Consider the following 23,353-nt stretch of genomic DNA (forward strand, 5'->3'; position numbering starts at 1 on the left):
TTCCTCAATAATCGTTATCAAAGGTGTATCAATGGATGGGTGGCCGAGCGGTTGAAGGCACCGGTCTTGAAAACCGGCAAGGGTGTGAGCTCTTCGTGGGTTCGAATCCCACCCCATCCGCCATTGAAATTATTTAAATTATCCAATAATACTTCAACGCTTTTCTTTTGGTCTTTTCTTATTAAACTAGAGATATTTTTTTAAAAATTGATCTTTTAAATTTATGCCCCTCTTTCATAATTTAAGGAGTTGCGGTTCAATAATTAAAGACTGATTTTGAAAAAACCGGCAAGGGATAGCTCTCATGAGATCCCTCTCATTTGGCTAGTTCTTATCCTTTCAAAATCTTTTGAGCCTCATATACATGAGTGGTTATCCCCAAAAAAAGAAGAGAGTTTTTTCAAGTCTTTGGCCTTTTTAGTTATTTTTATTTTGCTTCAGACGAGCTCTCTTGTTCTTTAACTTTCGTCATTCTCGGATATGTCCCGAGAATCTCAAGCGGCTTATAGATCTTACCTCTCACCATTCGGTCTTTTCCAAATCTTTCTTGTTGCTGCTCGAATTGTTTCATCCTTATCTCTCTACAATTAATTCCATTTCTGAGGCTAACCAATGAATTCCAAAACTTACTAGGTTCCATATTTTCAAGAGACGATTCAGAAAATTTCGTCCTCCCTCTCTTTCTTCCCTCTTCCTTTTACGCATATTGAAGACATTCTGGAGTCTCCTACATCATCTGGTGGCCTGGGATCCTCGGGACACGCCCGAGAATGACAATGGAAGAGATGTTTTACGCTCGTCACTTTTTGCTCTTTTATTCTTCTTCATTTATTTACTTTCATCTTGATAAAATCCAAGAACCATCTTTCTTCTTTCCAGGATTCAGGCTTCTTCGTTCTCATTCCTATCCAGAACAACGTTGAGGATGACAAACGAGAGGTTGCTATGCTATCCGCATAATACTTCCGTCTTCTTGCTTCCATCTTAAACGCTCTAAAATATTTCCAATTGAAAATAAAACCGTTTCAATTTTTAAATTTATTGTTCTTCTTATCTTTAAAAAGAAAGGAAGATGCTGCCTTCTTAAAGTTACCTCTCGCTTATGATAAGTGAAAAAATAACTCCTGGATGGAAGACAAACATCCTCCTTATCTCTTTATCAGTCCTCTTTTGTCAGAAAAAGGTTATCCAGCTTCTAGAACGCCTTAAACAAGCGAAACTTTTTCTTTTTCACTCATACTTTGCCATGATAAATCTTTGGAAACGTCGACAAGAACCCAAAGTTTCTTCACAACATTATGCCCAATTTTTTTAGACATAAGGAGGCAATCCCCAAATTTGAGGTTATAAGCTCATCCTTTAAGAATATTCTTGTATTCTCAACTGATTTTTAAGCTCCCCTCTTTTCAGAGGGCTTTTTCTAATAGTATTGGACAGATATTAAAGCTTTAAATCTAAAGCCTAGAGTTTCTCTCTCGACTTACTTTTATACCTTATCACACTTAGTTACAAATATCAACAGAAAAACGTACACAAATAAAAATTTAAGAAGTTCAACGTTTCTATAAATATTTTAATTCTAATAATAATATAACTTAGCGTTGACATTATGCTGAAGTCTCGGTACTAAACATATAACTCATTATGGAGGGGTGGCCGAGAGGCTGAAGGCGGCGGTTTGCTAAACCGTTATACGGGTAATTCCGTATCGTGGGTTCGAATCCCATCCCCTCCGCCATTTCTCAGGAATTTTTGACAAGATATTTTCTCCTTAAAGTGGCCACATGGGACACTAGCAAATAACAAAAGACATATGAGAGAGCCATTGATGGTCCTCTACTCATTCCTCAATCGCTTGGCTTTATCCCATAAATTTTTGCAAACTGTCCCAATATTGTCCCACACCGCGATAAAGATCATATATTTTGGCAGACTTTCTACAAAAATATAAAATCATCTAACGGTTTAAGTCCTGTTGCCATTGCTTATGTTTCGTTATAGACTCTTCTCATCAATAAGGGATAGACGATGGCTACAATCGAAACACGACGCAGCGCTGACGGAAAAACAGGCAGCATAAAATCACGACAAACTCAGGCCTCTTAATGATTATAGAAAATACCTGTGGTACTTTACGTTCCTTTATGTAAATAGACCCCATATAGCAGAAATTATAGTTGATGATCTATTATGGTTCTTTTGTCCTCTAGCTCAGATAAGTGCACACAGCCTAATAAAACAAAGATTTTACAAAAAAAAAGCTTATACACAACAGGCAAGGATGGTGATTTTACTTCGCTATTCTTTTTTTACAACTTGAATTGTAATTTAGCATATTTTTGGTAGATTCCACTTCTATTTAGTAGCTCTTTATGTGAACCTCTATCAACTATTGAGCCTTTATCAAGGACAAAAATCTCATCAGCACTTGTAACAGTTGCTAGTCTGTGTGCAATTATGATTGCGGTTTTATCTTTTAAAAATTTTTCCATAGCTCTTTGAATAAGATTCTCACTTTCTGCATCTAAAGAACTTGTTGCTTCGTCTAATAAAATAATTTGAGAATTTTTTAAAATTGCTCTAGCTAGTGCGATTCGTTGTTTTTGTCCTCCAGAAAGACGAACACCTTTTTCTCCAACAAAAGTTTGGTATTTATTTGGTAATAATTCAATAAACTCAGTTGCTTGGGCTAGCTCACATGCTTTACTAACTTCAGCAAAAGTTGCATCAAGCTTGCTAAATCTAACATTTTCCCAAATAGTATCTGAAAAAACAAAAGGATCTTGAGAAACTAAAGAAATGAGATTTCTATAGTTATGTAAATCAAGATTTTTAATATTTTTATCATCAATATATAGGTTACCTACAGAAGGGTCATAGAAGCGTAGTAATAGCTTAAATAAGGTTGATTTACCTGTACCAGAAGGGCCTACCAAAGCGATTTTTTGACCCTTTTTTATTTCAAATGATATGTCTTTTAATATGTATTTATTAGGATTTGAAGGATAAGAAAAATTCACGTTATCATATTTAATTCCTTGTTTGATTTTCGTTAGAAAAGTAACAGGTGTTTGAGTTATGATTAATGGGTGAGTGTTGAAAAGCTGTTGTAGGCGCTCAGTAGCTCCAGCTGCTCTGTAAATACTTGAAGATAATTCAGCAAGCTCAGATAAAGAATACCCAGCGAGAGTGCAGAAATATGCAAACGACACAAATTGAGACCCAGTAATATTTAAATAGGTAAGATTGTAATTTGCTAAAGAAAGTAAACAAGTTATGACAAAAAATACTCCTATTGTAGTTAATGCTTTTGATAAACCAAAAAAGCGTATCCGATTAATGATTAAATCACTTTCTTCACGAGACTTTCTAGCGAACTCTCTAAAAGATACTTCTTCATGTGAGTATGCCTTTATTGTTTGAATTGCATTAACGGTCTCTTCTACATGGGCTGAAATGAGTGCTGCTTTTGTTTGAATTTCCCTGGAGACAAGGCGGATTTTTCTTCCAAAGAAAATAGATGAAATTGCTACTAGTGGGGATAGCAGCACTATTAAGAAACATAAGGAAGGGCTTATGTACAGCATCATAATAAAACTACTAAAGAATAAAACAACATGATTGATAAAATTAGAAAAAGTTCCAACAAAAATAATTTCAATTACTAGCGTATCGGCAGTAATACGCGAGATAATATCCCCTGTCTTATGGGTTTCGAAAAAGGATGTATCCATTGTCATCGTGTGCTTATAAGCTGAATCCCTAAGGTCTCTAACAAGCTTTTCTCCTAATTTTCCTGCGAAAAAATACCTTCCAAAAATAGACAATGAGGAAATAACTACAGCTATAAGAATGGGAATGGATACACTTTTTATAAAAGCTAGACCTGCTTGTGTTTGTGTAGAATCAAACAAGTTTCTTACTATTCGACCTCCATACATAATAGAAGCTGTGGATATTGCAAGAAAAAAAAGAAAAACCAGGATGTCTTTTTTATGTGGTTTTAGATATTTTGCTAAGAATGCAAGGTTTTTTAGATTATAATTTGGGGCTTCTTTAAAACTAATCATTGAGACCTATTTTTTTTGTTTAGTTTATTGCATTAATCCTTACAAGAGGAGAAATTCTGTTCAGCAAAGGAGTTTGCTAGCATACCGCGAAACAATTAACTTTACTATCATAAATATTTCAGTCAAAGAAATTGAATTATTATTAATGCAATACTTTTTAGAGATTTTGCATTTATGATAATTCATGTTTTATTAATAGCTAGAAGGTATACACGAAAACATTGTCTGGTATTTTTGGTTCAAACCAAGTTGAATGTGGAGGAAGTGGGGAAAGGTGACTGACGTTTGGTACTAAGGAAAATGGAAAGGCAGGTATAATGAGCTGGAATAAGGAGTTACCAAAATCTTCTCTAGATTGAGATTCTTCTAATTTTATGTTTGAAAAACTATGCAGAAGAGCAGGTGTTTTTCCTTTTTCATAAAAAAATTGCAATGTATTTCGAATGTCTAATTCGTTAGAGGTCGCTTTTATTATATAAAACTGATCAAAATAACGTAAGTTAATGAAATGTTTATACTTGAATGATTTATACTCGTCTTCATGAATTCTTTTTAGAAAAAATTTTTTACTTGCTTGATTAAATATTTCTTTAACCTGATCGCAGTTTAAGAAGTAAGAGCGTATAATGGGCTTAGTTATTACTTGATCTGACGCAAGTAAATAATACATTAAATATCCAGTGTTTTGGTCGAAAGCCTTGACGCGATGGTGACCATCTACTATGTGCAGATAAGTTAAAGAATTATAGACACTCGCAAGTTGGGGCATATATGGATTATTTTTCCATATTTCTATAAATATTCCTTGTTTTTCTAGTACGTAGTTTGCAGAGAATTTTTCACTTATATTTTTAAGATAGGTATTAATTAAGTAATGATTATTATGTGCTAAAATTATTGGATTTTTTTGTTTCTTTGTTTCTAAAAGACTGTTCTTCAAATTGGTAATCTTGCTAGTTATACAAGTTTCGTGTGGTAACAATTGATTAGAGTACCTTAAATCGAGCAGACCAACTACCCCTATAGCATTGTTTATTTTTACAACACAAAATGGAAAAATCCGATGACTTTTATTTGCTCTTATAGTGGGCAATATGTCCGCTTCAGATAGGTAAAAAGTAGAAGATTTTGCTTGCAAAGATTGAGGAAGAAGATAATCTCGCTTAATATTTTCTAGGTTCATAGCGCTCACGTTTTCCTTTATTATTTATAAAAGCAATACCTCACGTAAGCGGCCAATTAAACTTTGCACCTCTGCCTCTTCAATGCTTACCGGATTAATTACAAGATGATCAAAATCCTTCAAATAAAGCATAAAAACAGATGGAGTTCCTTGCCTCATTAGTCTTACAACTTCCTCTCCTCGCGGTCCTTTCCATTCATTTTCAGCTGTTATTACAGCTACAGGTACATTATAAAGAACATTGTCATGTATAATTTTTAGTTGGATTCCCTTTATATCCCCTATACCCTCTATAATTAAATTTAATATTTTATAAAAACGAGCGAACATCTGTTGTTCATCGCTTTCTACGTATGCTCTTAATGCGACGTAAAGTCCAACAATGTCTTCTTTTGATACTTTATGAGGTCTGCCAATTGCATGCTGAGGACTGCTATTTAGTAATGCGGCATTTATTAATTCTTTTTTCCCGCAGAGAATACCAGTAGCTTGCGGTCCTTTTATTATTTTACCGCCGCTAAACGTTACCAAATCTGCCCCTTCTTCAATAAATCTATGTAAGTTAATTTTAGGAGGAAGCATGGCTGCTGCGTCTACAATTACAGGAACGTTACGTTTGTGTGCAATCTCAACTACTTCACTTAATTTGAGGCCATTCTGAAGAATGCGTGGTCCAAAGATATAGGCAACTGCGGCGGTACTCTCGTTAATTGCTTCTTCTAGCTCTTCTTTAAGACAGCTAGTTATAGACCCTATCTCTACCAGCTTTGCTCCAGAAAAGGCATACATTTGGGAGTATGCTATACGATGCATTTTTTGGATGATTAATTCACTTTTCATACCATTTGTACTTGGTAGTCTGCGTATTTTTCCCTTGTTACATCCTGTCATGCAAGCAGCTATGGAAAGAACAACCCCACTAGCTGCCCCGCTTGTTACCATTCCAGCTTCTGCATGGGTTATTTTTGCTATATATTTTCCTATGTTGTAATTAAGTTGCTCTATATCTACAAAATATTTGGAAGCTTCGGCCATTGCTTGTACAACTACCTCGGACATTTTTGTTCCTCCACAAGCAGTCTTCCATCCTCCTGCATTAATAAGAGGCCTGATCCCAAATTTGTCGTAAATATTGTTTTCAAACATTTTATAGTATTTTCGGTTTCCTAGTGTTTATCATGCTAACAATTTTCTCAATGATATTTTTTTCTATTGATTCTAGGTATTTTACTTTCACGCTATCGTTAAGCTGAGATAAGTTGGATGGACTTGTTAACACAGTATCGATTACAGGCGCGGACATAGAGAATAATAAGCAAGCTTGAGCTTTGGTTAAGTTTGTTCCCAGATAGTTAGCTAATTTTTGGTCAACAACCTTTGGCAAAGAGCCACCGTGCAAAGGTGAGCTAGCATAAACCTTTACACCAAATTCTTGTGCTTCAAAAAGTGGACCTTTTTGTTGAAAATAACTACTTATGTGGTGGCAATTAACTAAGCTTATTGGTGTTTGGATGAGTGAAAAGTGATGATCGGAACATATTTGTCTAGCTAGTTCGTAAAGTTCCTTAACGGAAAATGCAGGAGCTTTTGAAGGTGTGCCAAAACCACTCCATGTAGCTACTCCGTATTTTTTAATTTTTCCTTGAGCAACGAATTCTTCTAGCACCTCAAATACCTTTTGTAGATTGCGTAATAGTAAACCTCTTTCACTTACATTAAGTTGTGCCTCAGGATTGTGAATGAATACTCCTTCTATAGTGGAAACGCCGAGTTCTTCAAGATTTTGCGTTACTTGATATTTAATGTACTTTTCTTGAATGTTATGACAATGATGAGTATTCTTAGTATCTATTATAGAATTTCTCAGCAAATATTCTTTATCTTTTGCTGCAAAAAAACCAACCTTTGTGGTAATTTTCAGGCTATTTCCATGCAGTAAGCTAAATTCATTTCTTTCTTTTAAAAACCCTCCTATTTCTTTTTGAGCTACATTTTCTCTATAATTAGGGGCTGTATCAATTAGCGATATTCCTTTATTTAAGGCTTCTTGAAGTATGGGTTCCAAGCTTGAGTGTATACTGTACGTACCAATTCCTATTTGAGCTTTATTCATTTTAATGCTCAATAGTAGCAAGTCCACTTATGACTAGGCTTGATAAAAGATTGCGTAATTGCTCTTTCTTGAGGTCTTGGTTATTAAGAATTTCCTGATAGGGGTGAGATTGATAATCAAGCATTAGATCAAAAAATGATTTTGTTTTTAACGAAAAGGAATATGTTTTTTTAGCGGATTTAAAGGTTAACACGTTTTGTGCAGTGTTTATTTGTAAGTCTTCTATAAAGCTTACATTTAGCCGGACAGAAAAATTTTCTTCCTTGGGTAATGCTTGATTTTCTACAGCATAAGGAAGACTAAAGTAAGAGCGAGAATTATGGGTTATCTTTTTTGATTGAAGATACTCTGTTAAGAATGTGCTTTGTAAAGTATTGATGATAGCTTCTTTTATTTTTTTATCATGCTCTTTTATCTCTTGATTTGTGCTTAGCGTAGGAAGATCATCTCTCATTATATCGAGGGCTGTTAGTTTTTCTTGTAACCAGCTATAAAAACTTATGCCTGTTGTGCAGTTAATTCCAAATGTTAGATGCAGAGATGGCTCATCAAGGGCTATGGCGTGATGCCATTCTCCTCTAGGAATGTATAATATATCACCTTTTGAAATAACTTCGTTCCATTTTATATCGGTAGGTGCTGAATTTGATTCAGCAGTGTGTAGATCCGTATAAAGAGGAGACCTTCTTGTATTCCCGAAAAGAAACCAGTTCTTTCTTCCACTGATTTGAAAAATGAAAACATCATGGTCATCCCAATGAGTAGCAAAACCCTTTTCAGTTCCCCAAGACATATAAGCATTAACTTGTATTCGTTCACTATACGCCTGTTCAAAATAAAAGCAAAAAAGATCAAGAGATTTACATAGCTCGTCAATAGCATCTATAACCAGGGTGCCTCCATTGCGGAGCACCTCGTATAATTTTTCTACGACTATTTTGTTGTAACCGTCGCTCCTTCTTAAGCTCCTAGGGGCTGTGTAATCAATCTCTGGGATCTGCGTGCCATTTTTATGAACCCGAAATCTGGGGGCTGTTAATCGAGCGTGACGAAGTAGCCCATTCACTTGATCCCAACTCATTAAGCTATCAATAGCGTCTGATATAAGTGCATTTTTAAGATGAAGAGGTCTTTTATTTTTATAAGCGTCTATTAATTTACTAAAAGATTCTTCTTTTATATAATGATGTATTTTCATTTTTAGACCATAGGTTACGACGGAGGGGCAAGCCCTCCATCCTTTTCATCCACAATCGTTATTATCTGAACGTCCGCCGCCGCCATCTGAGAAATCACGATCATCTCTGGTTAACAGTTCTTGTATCCCTTCAACCGCAATCATTAGATTTTCCGTAGATTCTGCTTTGTCTTCTGGTATAAAAGATTTAGTATTCATGGTTAGGCTCCCATTTGAATTAATATCAGATAATGCTTTGCTGTTAGCTAAGCATCTTACCAATCATGTGATTGATAAGATTCATATTAGTCGCTTTATTTAATTAGTCAAGTTTTGTAGAAAAATAGAGTTTTTATGTATTAAAATAGTAAAATTATACATTTGATTAGTCGGGAATTTTTCTTTTCAACTCACGATAAAATGTAGAACGTCCTATCTTCAATAGCTTAGAGATGTTAGTAGGCGATTATCCAAACTCAACTAATTTCATTGCCGCATCTAAGGTTTCTTGATCTAAAATAGGCCTGCCTGGCTTCTTGCCACGCAAGCGCGCTGCTTAGATGCCATCTTTTTGTTCTCTCTGAAATAAGCCTACGCTCAAAATGAGCAATAGCACCAAATACATGAAACACTAATTCTCCTGCAGCAGAAGATGTATCAATTTTTTCTTCTAAAGACATCAGTCCAACATTGTGAGTTTTTAGATATTCAACCGTTTCTAGTAACTCCTTTAAGCTTCTACCCAGTCGATCGAGCCTCACTACACAAAGCAAATCATTGGGTCTGGCATAGGCTATAAGCTCACCAAGACTTGGACGATTAAAATCTCTACCGCTGATAACGTCTTCAAATAATTTAATGGCTCCAGCTTGTTTTAATCGTTGGCGTTGTGATTCTAGGTCTTGTTGCCGTTATTTGATGTGGAATGCCCCCGATAAGAGAGGACAGTTAGATTAACTCATTTAATTATACCTAACTTGTTTAAGGTCTTCCATGGAAAAGCTTAAAAACTCTCGTGGTAAGAGCATCTTTAATCCCTTATGGGGTGCATTATTATTCTAATCATTAAACTATCCTGAAAGCTGCTTAATGAGCAAGAAGGAGCATTGGGGCAGACCCATGGGCTATTATCGAAAAGCTGCGAATGGTATAGGAGGGATTTTAATCCAAACCCAATACCTTCAAGATTTTTATAGCATTTTCCAGTGTAATTGTCGTTTTCCCTTGTTCAAAATTATTGAGAGTTGGCTTACTAATTCCTGTTAAAATGGCTAGTTGTTCCTGGGTTAGCTTTTGCGATTTGCGACGTTTTATGGCTTCATTGACAAAGTCTGTCCAATTAAGGCGAATGTTCCGTTCCATCGAGTATCCATTAGTTTTATGAGTTGATTTTTAATATTATCATCCCCTACTGGGGCTGAAAGAATTGCATCCTTTGCATCACTTTTGTTGCGCTCTAGCTGTTTAAATAACATGTATATGGCTGCTCTTGGTAAAGCAAACTCGTCTGCCATGGCGATTAGATTCTTAGGTTTGAGATTGCTAATTTGTAGGTTAGGTGTTTCTCCTATAGCCAGGGCAATTGTTTTGTATTTATACAACGCAGCTGCAACTTGATCGTAAGATGGTGTTAGCCTCAACCCTGCAGGGGTATGGAACATAGCAAAGTTTTTAAAATGCATGTCCGTATTGTCTAATAGAACCCCGGCTAGAATACGGGCGTAAAGACGGTAGTTTTCAATAGGTAAACAGTCTTTGGATGTACGAATGAAATCACTCATCTCTTTATAGCTTCCATCGTATTTAGAACTAGATTTACGGCTTAAAAGTTGATTAAACTCCTCGAAATGTACCCGACCTTCTGGCGTACGATCAAAGCGTTTGATGATAAGAGCAGGTTCTGAAACACCTTCTATACTTCCAATTGACAAGTCAACAACGTCATCATCAGGTAATAATGCTTTAAAAGCAAGGCTGGTTAGATATTCATTAATGATAAGATTAGCGTGTTCCGAAGAGGGAAATTTGGCAATATGCGTACTGAGTTTGCCGACGGTTGCAGGATAATATTTTCTCTCCCGTTCTATTATCGCTAACTTCGGTTGAACACCTGACAGTGATGCACGGCCCGTTAAAACAGCTATTTCCTTAGCATCACTCATATCTAACAGTTGTTCCGTTAATTTAGCAGGTTCAGGGTCAACAATCGATACTGCGCCTGCACAATCATAACCAAAGGCTAAAAGCAACTCAAATCGTGATGCTTGTCGTTTGTTCAATAACCTGGATTGGGCATGTTCTAACCAGCCTTCAGCGACAAGGTTATCAAAAAACGGATGTAATCCTGCTTGGCTAATATATATCGTAGATTCTATGGGTATCGTGTATGAGAGAGCAGGATTCCCTGCATTTAGATAAGTAGGATCATATTCAAATGAGGTACGCTCTCCGGGTTCTTCGCGTAGAATGCCAGCAAAGACGTCTTTATAATAAACTTTTCCCCATAGTAAGTTTGCCATTGGTAAGTTTCCTTTTACTAAGAATACGACCTTTTCTCATATAGCATAATATGATTTACTTTTTTTGCGTTGTCAATCTTATAAGTAAACTATTTTTTTCCATTTATATGCAAAATTACATATATGGTAAAATACTTTTGTCTAATTTTTATTTTGGGGTGGCTTTCTCGAAATCACTAGAGAAAGCCTAAGGAAGTGCTTAAGCTCACCTCTGATTTCAAGGGACACTCATGGGACAGTGGAAGATAAAAAATGGTAACAAATCTGCATCAACAGTAATAAAGAAAAACGCGCAATACATTGGTTTAATTGATATAATTTATTATCAATCGCTGTCCATTAAACATTTTAAGCGTTTGCTAAACCGTTATACGGGTAATTCCGTATCGTGGGTTCGAATCCCATCCCCTCCGCCATTGAAAATTCTCTAATATTTTTTTATTCTAATTCAAAGATATTTACTTAAGATAATTTTTTAAAATTCCCAAACTAGGCCTGTTGGTTTCTCACTCTTTAGTTCTTGTCAGAATAGTCTTAATTTCAAGTTGTTTATGAGGACCTTTAATGGACCATTCCACATCTAAACGTCGCTCAGATTGCACCGTAAATCGTCCAACATAACGGTCTGAGGCACAAAGATGCTCTACTTTCCAAAAACCTAAACGCAAATCTAAATCATGGAAATAACGTCGATCATGAAATAAAACTTTAGCAACTGAGAGTGAAGGAAAATGATAAATAAGATTTGAAGTTGCGAGCCCATGGTGGGTACCAAAAGTTGTCTCACCTTCTTCATGAGCCGCAAGATTATTAAATTCATCGTCTGTAAATGTAAGAAGACCTTCGAAATGACCTAAAATTTGTTGTTCAAGATCACGAATCTCTCGATTAATTTTCCATGAACCATGCAACCATTTTTTTAGATCAACAATCATTTACCAAAGCAACCTTATCCAAAAATAGCCAAATCCAATGGTCAGAACACTATCTAATCTATCAAGAATTCCTCCATGCCCTGGAATAATACTCCCCGAATCCTTAACACCAAGTTTACGCTTAACCCAAGATTCAAAAAGATCTCCCATTTGAGAAACAATTGAAATAAGAAGCGCATGCTTTAGAAACCAAGAAAGGGTTTGAAGATAAGTAGAATTAAACTGAGCAAAAATAACGGCAACACTCAAGCACATCACAACTCCACCAATTGCCCCAGACCACGTCTTATTAGGGCTAATAGATGGCGCTAATTTAGGTCCTTTCAACCACCTGCCACATAAATAGGCCCCTATGTCTGTGGACCATACAAGTAAAAGCATTCCCACAAAAACATAAGCATTCTCATATAAAAGAGAACTCAATCCAATACTAGAAAAAAGGATAAAAAGAAACCCAGGAACAAACCAAGTTAATCTTGAAAGCCATCGAGAGCGAGCCGAAAAAATAAGCCGTCCCCATTCAATAAAGGCCCCTAAAATAAAAATTCCTATATAAAAATGTCCATAAGGATACCCTTGTAAGAGGGTAAAAATTGATAATGAACCTAAAATAAGAGTGGTCAGAGTTCTTTGTACAAAATTACTCTTAAGAAGAGACTTTTCCGAAGCGACGTTCGCGTTGTTGGTATTCTGAGATAGCATTAATTAGATCTTCTTTTTTAAAATCGGGCCATTGTGTTTCTGAAAATATCATCTCAGCATATGCCATTTGCCACAAGAGATAATTACTAAGACGATACACTCCACTTGTTCGAATAAATAAATCCGGATCCGGAAGATTTTGAGTTAAAAGATGTTCAGCAAAAACTTTTTCAGTTAGGTCTTCGGGATTTAATTGCCCATTCTTGATTTTTACTGAAATCTGACGAGTTGCCTCGACTATCTCTGCTCTTCCTCCATAATTAAAAGCGATGCAAAGCACTAAACCTGTATTATGAGCTGTTTTATTAACAGCTTCATCAATAGATTTTCTTAAACTTGGATCAATTCTATCATGAAACCCAATAAATTTTAATTGGATATTCTTTTTAATAAGTTCATCAAGTCCCGTTTCTAATTGATGCTGCAGAAGAACCATAAGTCCTCTAACCTCTTCTTCTGGGCGATGCCAATTTTCTGTAGAAAATGCGTAAACTGTTAGATATTGAATTCCTAATTCTAAGGCAGCTTGAATCGTACGCTTGAGTGCCTCAGCGCCTTCATAATGTCCTTTTAAGCGCTCAAGACCGCGTGTTTTTGCCCAACGCCCATTCCCATCCATTATTATTGCAATATGTCGTGGAAGGCTTGCATCTAATGATGATAACATACTAGGAAAATTCAATAAAATTGCCTCTATTACGTCTATTAGACTTGTAAAATATCTTTTTCTTTTTGGTGTAAGGCTTGATCAATTTTTTTAATAAAATCATCCGTAAGTTTTTGAATTTCATCAGAAAAATTATGATGATCGTCTTCTGAAATTTTACTTTCTTTCTCAAGTTTTTTTAATTCATCCATACCATCGCGCCGCACTGCTCTTACTGCAATTTTTCCTTGTTCTGCGTATTTTGCAGCAATTTTAGTGAGTTCTTGACGACGCTCAAGGCTTAAATCAGGCATAGGAATACGAACCATTTGGCCATCTGCTGATGGATTTAGACCTAAACCAGCCTCTCTAATTGCCTTTTCAACGGCTTTTACAAGTTCTTTATCCCACACTTGAACAGTGAGTAATCGAGCTTCAGGCGTACTAATTGTACCAACTTGAGTCATTGGCATACGAGATCCATACGCATCTATCATCAAAGGTTCTAAAAGATGTGTCGAAGCTCGATTTGTTCGCAATCCGTTAAATTCTTTTATAAGGGCATCCATAGCCCCTTGCATCCGCTTGTTTAAGTCATCAAGGTTAAATACGTTCATCTTTATAATCTCCCTTGTAGAAATTTCTGTTGATTTTCATGATTAGAAATGGAGGTAAAATTACCATTGCCTTGAGAAGCTTTAACAAAACCATCTTTTTCTTGAATAGAAAAAACAATCAAAGGGAGATGATTTTCTCTAGCCAAAGCAACAGCGGCCATATCCATAACTCTTAAATTTTCGGAAAGGATTTGTAAGTAGTCTAAGTGTTCGAAACGCTTAGCTGTTTTGTCTTTTGTCGGATCTGATGAATAAACGCCATCAACCTTTGTTCCCTTCATCAAAACATCACAATTCATTTCATTGGCTCGCAAAACAGCGGCTGTATCAGTTGTAAAAAATGGACTTCCAGAACCAGCTGCAAATATTACAACACGCCCTTTCTCTAAGTGAAAAAGGGCCTTACGACGAATATAGCTCTCACAAACAGTTTCCATAGGAATGGCTGACTGTACTCGCGTTTGGACATTATGTTTTTCCAACGCATTTTGAAGAGCCAAAGCATTCATGACTGTCGCAAGCATTCCCATATAATCTGAGGTGGATCGGTCAATTCCTTGGGCTTCGCCGTTCACACCTCTAAAAATGTTGCCTCCGCCAATAACAATACATATTTGGCAGCCAGCAGCATGCACATTTTGGATTTCAGCAGCAATTCTATTGACTGTCTTAGGATCAAGTCCATAACTCGCCTCTCCCATAAGAGCTTCACCCGAAAGCTTAAGCAAAATACGCTTAAATGGTTTAGAAGAATCGACGGTACTTTTCATTGAGGACTAATCCTATATTTCCCTAAGAATATATAAAAACCATCTCAAGGATTTTTAGTGATCCTTAAGATGATTCTTTTTTTATTTTCCAAGTTGTTGAGCGACTTCTGCAGCAAAATCAGCAACTTCTTTTTCAATACCTTCACCAAGCTTAAAAAGAGCAAATCCTTTTAAATCTACAGGTACGCCAATTTCTTTTGCAGCATCAGCAATAACTTGTGAAACTTTGCGTTTTGTATCATCGATTAAATAAACTTGTTCAACAAGTACGGATTCTTCATAGAATTTACGAAGACGACCTTCAATCATTTTTTCAATAAATTCTTCTTTTTTACCAGATTCGCGAGCTTGCTCAGCAAATATTTTACGCTCACGCTCAATGACGCTTGGATCTAAATCAGCAATATTACAAGCTTGTGGGTTTGCCGCTGCAGCATGCATTGCAATTTGTTTCCCTAAAGTTTCAAGCTTTGCTTTTTCACCCGAGGATTCAAGAGCAACCAAAACGCCTATTCTTCCTAATCCTGGCGCAATAGCACTGTGGATGTAGCTTGTTACAACGCCTTGCTCGACTTGTAAGTTCTTAAAGCGTCTTACTTCCATATTTTCGCCAATAACTGAAATAAGATTAGTTAATTCTTCAGCAATGCTTCGCCCTGTATCTGGATATGATGTATTTTTAAAAGCATCCAAGTCAGAGTTAGCTTTAAGGGCTAAATTTGCAGCAGTTTTAACATATTCTTGGAATTTTTCATTTCGAGCAACGAAATCTGTCTCCGCATTTATTTCAATAATTGCACCGACAGTCCCCGTTGTAACGGCTCCAACAAGCCCCTCAGCAGCGGTACGTCCGGCTTTCTTAGCGGCAGCAGCCAATCCTTTGGTTCTTAACCAATCAACAGCAGCTTCCATATCGCCTTTGTTTTCGGTCAGAGCTTTTTTACAATCCATCATTCCAGCGCCTGTCCGTTCACGAAGTTCTTTTACAGCGCTTGCAGAAATCTCTGTCATCATTATTTCCTTAAATTAAAAACTAAAATTACTATTCTTGAGCTACAACTTGTTCAGAAACAGAATTTTCTTCAAAAATATCTTCTTGAATCTCAGATACTTGTTCTACTTGAGTTGGAACATGAGAAGAACTTCCTAAGTCTACCCCAGCTGCGCGCAAGTGGTGTTGTAACCCATCAAGAATTGCTGTAGAGGCAATTCTGCAATAAAATTCAATCGACCGAATAGCGTCATCATTTCCAGGAATAGGATAGTCAACACCCGCAGGATCAGCATTACTATCCAAAATAGCAATAACAGGTATTCCTAATCTGTTTGCTTCATTAATTGCAATACGATCATTAAGGCTATCCATAACAAATAAAACATCAGGCAATCCTGGCATTTCTTTGATTCCACCTAAAGTCATTTCAAGCTTATCTTTTTCTCTTGTAAGCTTAAGCAATTCTTTCTTAGTCAGTCCTAATTGCTCTTGTCCTAAGAATTCTTCAAGTTCTTTTAGACGACGTATAGATTGAGAAATAGTTTTCCAGTTGGTTAACATACCGCCAAGCCAACGATGATTAATATAATATTGTCCACAATGCTTAGCCGCTTCAGCAACAACTTCAGATGCTTGACGTTTTGTTCCGACAAATAAAACTCTTCCACCGCTCACAACAACATCTTTCAATGTCGCAAGAGCTTGATGTATAAGAGGTACAGTTTTTTCTAGGTTAATAATGTGTACACTGTTACGTACCCCATAAAGGTAGGGGGCCATTTTAGGATTCCAGCGACGTGGATGGTGGCCAAAGTGAACACCTGCATGCATTAAATCACGCATAGTAAATGGAACATTTTTCATTGTTTTTTCCTTTTTCCGGTTAAACCTCCGCAGGAATGTAGCTGCATCTGCAACCACCGGAGCGATTCTAACATACTTAAGAACCGCAGAACCTGCGTGTGGGATAAGTTTGATATATCTGGACTTTTTTTAAGATGCAAGCATTTTTGAACAAATATCACAGCAAATTAAAGCCACTATAGGACATATTTTGCATCAATTTATTTTTCTATTTTTACTTTTTATCTTGATTGCAATCATTATAAACTGAAAAATAAAGACAAAAAAAGATAAAAATCCTTCTAAAATAAATCCAATAATTGTAAAAATCACAATAAAATACATTACTTTGACGATTGTTAAGCGGCTCGTACTTAGGAATGTTTCTTTTGTAAGAGGATTTCTTCTTATTTCTTCAAGGTTGAAAAGCCCCCCTAATAAAAATGCGGCGATGCTTGAAAAAGAAATTGCTATAAAAAAACTGATATATTGATAAAAATCAAAATGATTTATTTTTATTTTATTAAATACATAACCACCTACCATGCTCAATAGATATAAAAAGAAATAATATCGAAACCAAGGATACGTCCCTAAATCTTTTAAAATACTTTTACTTTTAAGCGGCTCATCTTGAAATTTATGTATTTTTTTATGAAAATTTTCAGCGTTTTTAAGAATTTTTTGCGGGGTGTTCACACTAATAATTTCAGCTGATTTCGCCCATACCGGCAGATCGTGTCGTGAATTACCCGCATAAATGAATTTCTCTGAACCAAAGCGTAAACATAAAGCCTGAGCTTTAGCAAAAGCACGTAAATTATTCGTCTCATCACTCGCAAGATATTCTTTAAAAATTCCAAGATAATTATGGATAATTTCCGCACATTTTTGATCAGCCGCAGTAACTAGATAAAGATCATGTCCTTTTTCTGCTTTATCTTTAATATACTCCAGAAAACACTCATTATACGGCAATAAAGATGGCTCAATCATTACATAAGCAGCCAATCGTGCTTTTAAAAAGGCTCTCCCTTTACAAAGCCAAATAAAAATATTCAATATCTTCCAAGGGTACTTTCTAAGAAATAATAAAACACTTTCCTGCGTTACATCTGATCGTATCAAAGTTCCATCAAGGTCAATACATAATGGAAGTTTTCTTTCTTTTGTCATTTTGCTATCTCCTTAATCTCTTAAAATACTTTCTTTTAGATAAGAAATTTGGCCCTTTAATGTCAAAAATACTCGCCAGAATTCGCGTTATAAAAACTCCAACAATTGTTACTATAATTGCCCATAACACCTCATTAGAAGAGAGGTAAGTATGATGAAAATGTAAGAAAAGAGATAAGAAAAAACTCCAGATAATAGCAACTTCAGCATAGAGTTCCCCCATAAAGCTCATATATCGGTCAGGTCTTAATAAATCTCTTATCACCCCTCCCCCTGCTCCTGTAATAGCGGCTAATAAAGGCCCCCATAACCAAAGAGGCTCACAATTTGAGATCACAGCTACATTTGTACCAATCACAGTAAAAGCAGCTAATCCTAAAGCATCAAAGACATCTAATGCTCGCCCAAGAAATTTAACATTTGGGCGCATTTTTGGATAACAATGAATGCATGAAGATAAAAATGCAAAAAGGTGAAATGCTATATAACAAGTAAAAACAGTGCCAAAAACAGCAAATAAATAATCTGGTGTCTGTAAAACACCTAAGGGTCGTCTCCCAACGATAATATCACGCATCATCCCTCCACCTATTGCGGGAAGCATTGCAAGAGTGATTGTGGTAAATAATGTAGCACGCATATGATATGCAATGATTATTCCTGATAAAGCAAAAGCGATAGTACCTATTATGTCAATAATATAGAACCATTTTCTATCTATGCTTTGCGAGAAGAGCGGCGCGACTAAATATGTTTTGAAAGCTAAATTATATTCTTTAGAATCTTTAAAATTCTGAATGGCCTTATTGAATGTGTTTAAATCTTTTAAGGATGTCGTTTTTTTACTTAACATAAAATGGATTGGGCTTCGACTAATCTCATAAGTTTCTAATTTTTCGTGTAATCGCCTATGCCTTGCAATAGTTAAACCATTCACCTGATCAGCAAGAAAACCATCAATAAGCTTCTTTTCCAACCATACGATATTTTGCGATACACTATCCGCTTTAAAAATTAAATGTTGATAACGTTTATCATTGATAAAATCGTTTAATTCTTCAGAAGAATAACGATATCCTCCTGTTACGCCCACTCTAATTTGTCGCCGCTTAATTTCCAAAATAAGCTCAGAAACATCATAAAAATGAAATTTTTTCGACATCTCTTTAAAGATAAAAAAAGCATCAATACTATCACGATAAGATTCTGTAAAATAATAACTTTTTTCACGCTCAGTTGTTTTTGTAACCCCCATTGCAATATCATAAACGCCTAATTTCATCTTTTCTTGATGTTGCTGCCATGAAATTTCTTCATAATAAATCTCATATTTACAAATAGCGGCCACCGCATTAAAAATATGAACATCAAGGCCTGTTAAATGATTATGCTCATTTTTTTTGTGAACATATTGATAAGGCTCCCAAGAATACCAACCGCATTTTAATATTTTCATGGGAATCGCGTCTATAGTACCTTCAAAAACAAAAAAGAAGAGAAATAAAAATTTTAAAATTGTCATCAATTTTTTTAATACCATTTTAATTTAAGTTCCCATTTTTTCATTTCTGAAGGATAGTCTATCTTTTGTCGATAAAATAATATTTGAGAAATATGCTTCTAAAATCTCATATCATGTCATAAAAGTCTTATTTCTATTAAATGATCAAAAAATATTGATAATTTTATAAACGCACGCTATCGTGAACTCAGCTAAATTTTATAGTGACTTAGATCCGTGATTAGCAAAGTTTTAAATTTTATCAGGATTAAGTCTGGGATTAATTAAGCATCAAATTGATGCAAATGTTAAATTTTAAGAGATACCAAATTGCAATATTGCCTTAGGTTTATGAAATGAAAGTAGGAAGAATAACAATTTCACACATTGCAACTTTCACATACAAAAATGAAGTTACTAATCAAACAGAATTCTTGTTGTTTCCTCCTTCTTTGGATGATTCTGCCTAATGTTTTGGTAACTCTTGAGAGTAATTTGATGTCCTTGTGATAAAGGATAGACTCAGGAGTAAAATAAATGAAAAAAACAATGATTATTGATGCATCGCATCCAGAAGAGACACGCGTTGCAGTCATAGATGAGGATAATCGCCTTTCTGATTTTGATTTTGAAAGTACAACAAAGCAAATTTTTAAAGGGAATATTTATCTTGCGAAAGTTGCTCGTGTTGAGCCTTCCTTGCAAGCTGCCTTTATTGATTACGGCGGCAACAGACACGGCTTCTTAGCGTTTAGTGAAATACATCCAGATTACTTTCGTATTCCTGTTTCTGATCGCGAAGCCTTAAAAGCTGAATTAAATCAATCAGAATTTGAAGAAAAAACAGATGAGCCCTCACCTTCATCCGAAGATTCTGCGGCCAATTCATCTTCTGAACCTGTCACAGAAGATGGATTTTCGATGCCTATTTCTGTTCTGGGAGGTGAATCACCTCCTCATGAAGAAGATGAACTTGTCATTCGTCGCCCTTCTCTCCATCGTCGATATAAGATTCAGGAAGTTATCCATAAGAATCAAATAATGCTCATCCAAGTAGTTAAAGAAGAACGTGGCGGAAAAGGAGCTGCTCTTACGACTTTCTTATCGATTGCAGGTCGTTATTGTGTTTTGATGCCAAACTCACCACGCAGTGGAGGAATTTCACGAAAAATATCCAACACGAGTGATCGAAATCGTCTTCGCGAAATATTGGATGATCTAGCCATATCAGAAGGTATGGGGCTCATTATTCGAACTGCTGGACGTGAACGAACTAAAATAGAAATTAAACGGGATGCTGAATACCTTATGCGAACTTGGAATGGTATTCGTTTACACACCCTTGAATCAATTGCTCCTAGTCTTATCTACGAAGAAGAAGATATTGTCAAACGAGCTATACGTGATCTTTATACTAAAGATGTTGAATCTATTTTAGTGGATGGTGAAGAAGGATACAAAATAGCAAAAACATTTATGAAGACGTTAATACCTAGCCATGTAAAACGTGTTCAAAATTATAAAAGCACAACTATACCTCTTTTTAGGAAATTCGGCATCGAAGCTCAAATTGATGAAATGTATAATCCTTCAGTAAGGCTTCCATCCGGAGGTTCGATTGTTATCCATCCTACAGAAGCTCTTGTTTCTATAGATATTAACTCTGGACGATCAACTCGTGAACGTCATATTGAAGAAACGGCATTAAAAACGAATCTTGAAGCTGCAGACGAAATTGCAAGGCAAGTAAGATTACGAGATCTTGCAGGCCTTATTGTTATCGACTTCATTGATATGGATGAAGCTCGCCATATTGCCGCGGTTGAACGTAGAGTAAGAGAAGCATTTAAAAATGACAGAGCTCGCATACAAATGGGGAAAATTAGTCCTTTTGGACTTTTGGAACTTTCCCGACAAAGGCTACGTCCCAGTATTTTAGAAACAACGGCTCATCCATGCACACATTGTAATGCAACCGGCTTTGTGCGCTCTATAGAATCTGCGTCTCTTTATATCTTACGTGCTATAGAAGATGAGGGATTCAAAGGAAATTGTGCAGAGATTTTAGTCCATGTACCTCCAAAAATTGCCTTTTATCTTTTAAATAGTAAAAGACCACATTTAAGAATGATTGAAGAACGCCATAAAATGTTAGTCTTCGTTGAAGGAGATGAAACTTTAATCAGCCCACAATATCGTCTTAACCGCATAAAAAGAAAAAATGCAGAAGATCTTTCTGGTGAAACTGAACTCTCTAAATCACAAGAAGCTTCCGCCGCGAAAGATAATCTCACAGAAGAGAAAAATTTTAAACGGAATCGTCATCATCAGAGATCTAGTCATTCGCAATCCCAGCAGCCACATAAGAATGACGCTTTTAACTCAAAAAAAGAAACAGAAGATAATTCAGAAAATACGACTGTACAACTGACTTCAGAAAATGAAAAACGAGAAGGTGGGCGACGCCGACGTCGGCGTTCACGCAATAGACGTCCAGGCTTTTCACAGTCATCTGAAGAGAATAAAGGCGTAGCTTCTGAAAGCCCGATTTCATCTTTACAAGAAGTTTCTGACGGTAAAGTAGAAATAAAACTGCCCTCTGGATCAGAAGAAATAAGAGAAAAAAATAATTCTCATGAAGAAAATCTACCACAAGAAGTTAAAAAGCAAAAAAAAAGCGCGCCCAAAAGATGGTGGAAAAAATTACTTGATTAAGAAGAGAGAAGATTTTGAGATTGAAATCTAATTTTAGCTTCATTTTTCTATTATTGAAAAGTTTTGTTCTTCCCTCGATTTCTATGGGAGCACAAGCTATTCAAGAAGGTGTGACCATTCGAGATGCTGAGATAGAAGAAACTTTAATTGATTTCACTTCTCCTATTTTTCAAGTCGCAGGATTAAAACCTGAAAATTTGAAAATCTTTATCATCGTGGATTCAGACATTAATGCTTTTGCAACGACTGAATACTCCATTTTTCTTAACACTGGTCTCATTTTAAAATCGAAAACTCCAGAACAAATTATTGGGGTTCTCGCCCATGAGACTGGACATATTGCAGGAGGTCATCTTGCTGGGCGCGAGGGGATGGCTTCTAAAGCAACAACAATGGCTATGGCAGGCATGGTATTAGGTGTTGCTGCTATGCTTGCAGGAAATGCAGATGCAGCTGTAGGCTTAACGATGGGAGGAATAAGTGTCGCTCAAAATACTTTTCTACACTATAACCGTGGACAAGAAGGCAGTGCTGACACCGCTGGCGTGAAATATCTAGATAAACTACAATGGTCTTCAAAGGGTTTTTATGAATTTATGCAATCTCTTGAAAAGCAAGAGCTCTTAAGCTCAGAACGGCAAGATTTGTATATGCGCTCTCATCCTTTTAGTCATGATCGTGTCGAATTTTTAAAAACTCATATTAGTCATTCACCTTATACTCAAAAAAATCTACCAGATAGATTTTATGCCTCTTATAAAAGAATTCTAGCTAAGTTAGAGGCCTTTTTACAACCTTCAGGACAAATTTTCCTCAAATATGGACAAAATAACACTTCAGTTGAAGCCCGTTATGCAAGAGCAATTGCTTATTACCGCTCTAACAAGGTGGCTGAAGCTTTAAATCAAATAGAAAATTTACTTCACGATTATCCTAAAGATCCATATTTTTGGGAATTAAAAGGACAGATAAATTTTGAAAATGGACATATTTCTGATGCAATTCAAGCATATCAACGTGCTAAAGATCTTAAACCTGATGCTGCATTGATAAGGCTTAGTTATGCTCAAGTGATATTGGAAGCTAATACTGAAACCTATAATCGAGAAGCTATCCGTGAACTTAATAAAGTCCTTCAAAAAGAAAAAGAAAATCCCTTTACATGGCGCTTACTTGCTATAGCTCATGGACGACAGAAAAATATTGGCGTGTCTGCTTTATGTCTGGCAGAAGAGGCACTTGCTATTGGCAAATATGATCTTGCTCTAAACCAAGCAAAAAGAGCGGAACACCTCCTCTCATCAGGGCCAGAAAAAATTCGCGCAGAAGATATAAAAGAATTTGCAGAACGTGAATTAAAGAGACAAGAAATAAGCTCTTTTTAAAACTTTT

20 protein-coding genes, 2 tRNA genes and 1 pseudogene are annotated in these 23,353 nt (G+C 35.9%); 4 read left to right on the forward strand and 19 right to left on the reverse strand.

The genetic code is table 11. The annotated features are described in order from the left end of the window. Positions 1-33: 33 nt before the first annotated feature. Positions 34-123 (forward strand) — tRNA-Ser (locus tag J0H12_03650). Positions 124-427: 304 nt separating this feature from the next. Here J0H12_03650 and J0H12_03655 read toward each other — a convergent pair. Continuing rightward, positions 428-571: a hypothetical protein gene (locus J0H12_03655; protein MBN9413002.1), complete on the reverse strand. Its 144-nt coding sequence runs from the start codon at positions 569-571 to the stop codon at positions 428-430. Positions 572-1,646: 1,075 nt separating this feature from the next. On the opposite strand from J0H12_03655, the gene J0H12_03660 reads away from it, so the two are divergent. Next, positions 1,647-1,738 (forward strand) — tRNA-Ser (locus tag J0H12_03660). Positions 1,739-2,309: 571 nt separating this feature from the next. Here the strand turns inward: J0H12_03660 and J0H12_03665 are convergent. The 18 genes and pseudogenes from J0H12_03665 to J0H12_03750 form a co-directional block, all read right to left on the reverse strand. Next, a complete protein-coding gene (locus J0H12_03665; GenBank protein MBN9413003.1) occupies positions 2,310-4,070 on the reverse strand; it encodes an ATP-binding cassette domain-containing protein in 1,761 nt (586 codons plus the stop codon). Between the two features lie 199 nt (positions 4,071-4,269). After that, the gene (locus J0H12_03670; protein MBN9413004.1) at positions 4,270-5,262 is read right to left on the reverse strand and encodes a hypothetical protein; all 993 of its coding nucleotides are present in this window, start codon (positions 5,260-5,262) and stop codon (positions 4,270-4,272) included. A 15-nt stretch (positions 5,263-5,277) separates the two neighbouring features. Further along, a complete protein-coding gene (locus tag J0H12_03675) occupies positions 5,278-6,399 on the reverse strand; it encodes an aminotransferase class V-fold PLP-dependent enzyme (GenBank protein ID MBN9413005.1) in 1,122 nt (373 codons plus the stop codon). A 1-nt stretch (position 6,400) separates the two neighbouring features. Further along, positions 6,401-7,366, reverse strand: coding sequence for an aldo/keto reductase (locus J0H12_03680; GenBank protein ID MBN9413006.1), 966 nt, complete (start codon positions 7,364-7,366; stop codon positions 6,401-6,403). A gap of 1 nt (position 7,367) precedes the next feature. Next, complete coding sequence (locus J0H12_03685) at positions 7,368-8,564, reverse strand: hypothetical protein (GenBank protein ID MBN9413007.1); 1,197 nt, start codon at positions 8,562-8,564, stop codon at positions 7,368-7,370. 45 nt (positions 8,565-8,609) lie between these two features. Continuing rightward, entirely contained in the window at positions 8,610-8,762 is a 153-nt protein-coding gene (locus tag J0H12_03690; protein ID MBN9413008.1) for a hypothetical protein, read from the reverse strand. A 166-nt stretch (positions 8,763-8,928) separates the two neighbouring features. Next, positions 8,929-9,403: pseudogene (locus J0H12_03695) on the reverse strand (recombinase family protein). 301 nt (positions 9,404-9,704) lie between these two features. Next, positions 9,705-9,905 (reverse strand): helix-turn-helix transcriptional regulator, encoded by a 201-nt coding sequence (locus J0H12_03700; GenBank protein MBN9413009.1) that lies wholly within the window; start codon positions 9,903-9,905, stop codon positions 9,705-9,707. Further along, the gene (locus tag J0H12_03705; GenBank protein MBN9413010.1) at positions 9,854-11,062 is read right to left on the reverse strand and encodes a HipA domain-containing protein; all 1,209 of its coding nucleotides are present in this window, start codon (positions 11,060-11,062) and stop codon (positions 9,854-9,856) included. The genes J0H12_03700 and J0H12_03705 overlap by 52 nt, the downstream gene beginning before the upstream one ends. Positions 11,063-11,568: 506 nt before the next feature. Beyond that, positions 11,569-11,997, reverse strand: a complete 429-nt coding sequence (locus tag J0H12_03710; protein ID MBN9413011.1) for a hypothetical protein — start codon at positions 11,995-11,997, stop codon at positions 11,569-11,571. Next, positions 11,998-12,699: a CDP-archaeol synthase gene (locus J0H12_03715; protein ID MBN9413012.1), complete on the reverse strand. Its 702-nt coding sequence runs from the start codon at positions 12,697-12,699 to the stop codon at positions 11,998-12,000. It lies immediately after the preceding gene. Then, entirely contained in the window at positions 12,644-13,381 is a 738-nt protein-coding gene (locus tag J0H12_03720; protein ID MBN9413013.1) for an isoprenyl transferase, read from the reverse strand. The genes J0H12_03715 and J0H12_03720 overlap by 56 nt, the downstream gene beginning before the upstream one ends. Before the next feature lie 23 nt (positions 13,382-13,404). Beyond that, positions 13,405-13,962, reverse strand: coding sequence for a ribosome recycling factor (gene frr / locus J0H12_03725; GenBank protein ID MBN9413014.1), 558 nt, complete (start codon positions 13,960-13,962; stop codon positions 13,405-13,407). Positions 13,963-13,964: 2 nt separating this feature from the next. Further along, positions 13,965-14,732, reverse strand: coding sequence for a UMP kinase (locus J0H12_03730; GenBank protein ID MBN9413015.1), 768 nt, complete (start codon positions 14,730-14,732; stop codon positions 13,965-13,967). An 81-nt stretch (positions 14,733-14,813) separates the two neighbouring features. After that, on the reverse strand, positions 14,814-15,743 hold the full coding sequence (locus tag J0H12_03735; GenBank protein MBN9413016.1) for an elongation factor Ts: 930 nt from the start codon (positions 15,741-15,743) through the stop codon (positions 14,814-14,816). Between the two features lie 31 nt (positions 15,744-15,774). Then, positions 15,775-16,590: a 30S ribosomal protein S2 gene (rpsB, locus tag J0H12_03740; GenBank protein MBN9413017.1), complete on the reverse strand. Its 816-nt coding sequence runs from the start codon at positions 16,588-16,590 to the stop codon at positions 15,775-15,777. Between the two features lie 195 nt (positions 16,591-16,785). Continuing rightward, positions 16,786-17,745, reverse strand: coding sequence for a hypothetical protein (locus J0H12_03745; protein ID MBN9413018.1), 960 nt, complete (start codon positions 17,743-17,745; stop codon positions 16,786-16,788). 4 nt (positions 17,746-17,749) lie between these two features. Beyond that, positions 17,750-19,285, reverse strand: a complete 1,536-nt coding sequence (locus J0H12_03750; protein ID MBN9413019.1) for a TRIC cation channel family protein — start codon at positions 19,283-19,285, stop codon at positions 17,750-17,752. Positions 19,286-19,783: 498 nt separating this feature from the next. Between J0H12_03750 and J0H12_03755 the strand changes: the two genes are divergently transcribed. Next, on the forward strand, positions 19,784-21,961 hold the full coding sequence (locus J0H12_03755; GenBank protein ID MBN9413020.1) for a ribonuclease E/G: 2,178 nt from the start codon (positions 19,784-19,786) through the stop codon (positions 21,959-21,961). A 20-nt stretch (positions 21,962-21,981) separates the two neighbouring features. Continuing rightward, positions 21,982-23,346, forward strand: a complete 1,365-nt coding sequence (locus J0H12_03760) for a M48 family metallopeptidase (protein ID MBN9413021.1) — start codon at positions 21,982-21,984, stop codon at positions 23,344-23,346. Positions 23,347-23,353: the final 7 nt, after the last annotated feature.

The sequence above is a fragment of the Candidatus Paracaedimonas acanthamoebae genome (assembly GCA_017307065.1).
In the GTDB taxonomy this organism is placed as follows: domain Bacteria; phylum Pseudomonadota; class Alphaproteobacteria; order Caedimonadales; family Caedimonadaceae; genus Paracaedimonas; species Paracaedimonas acanthamoebae_A.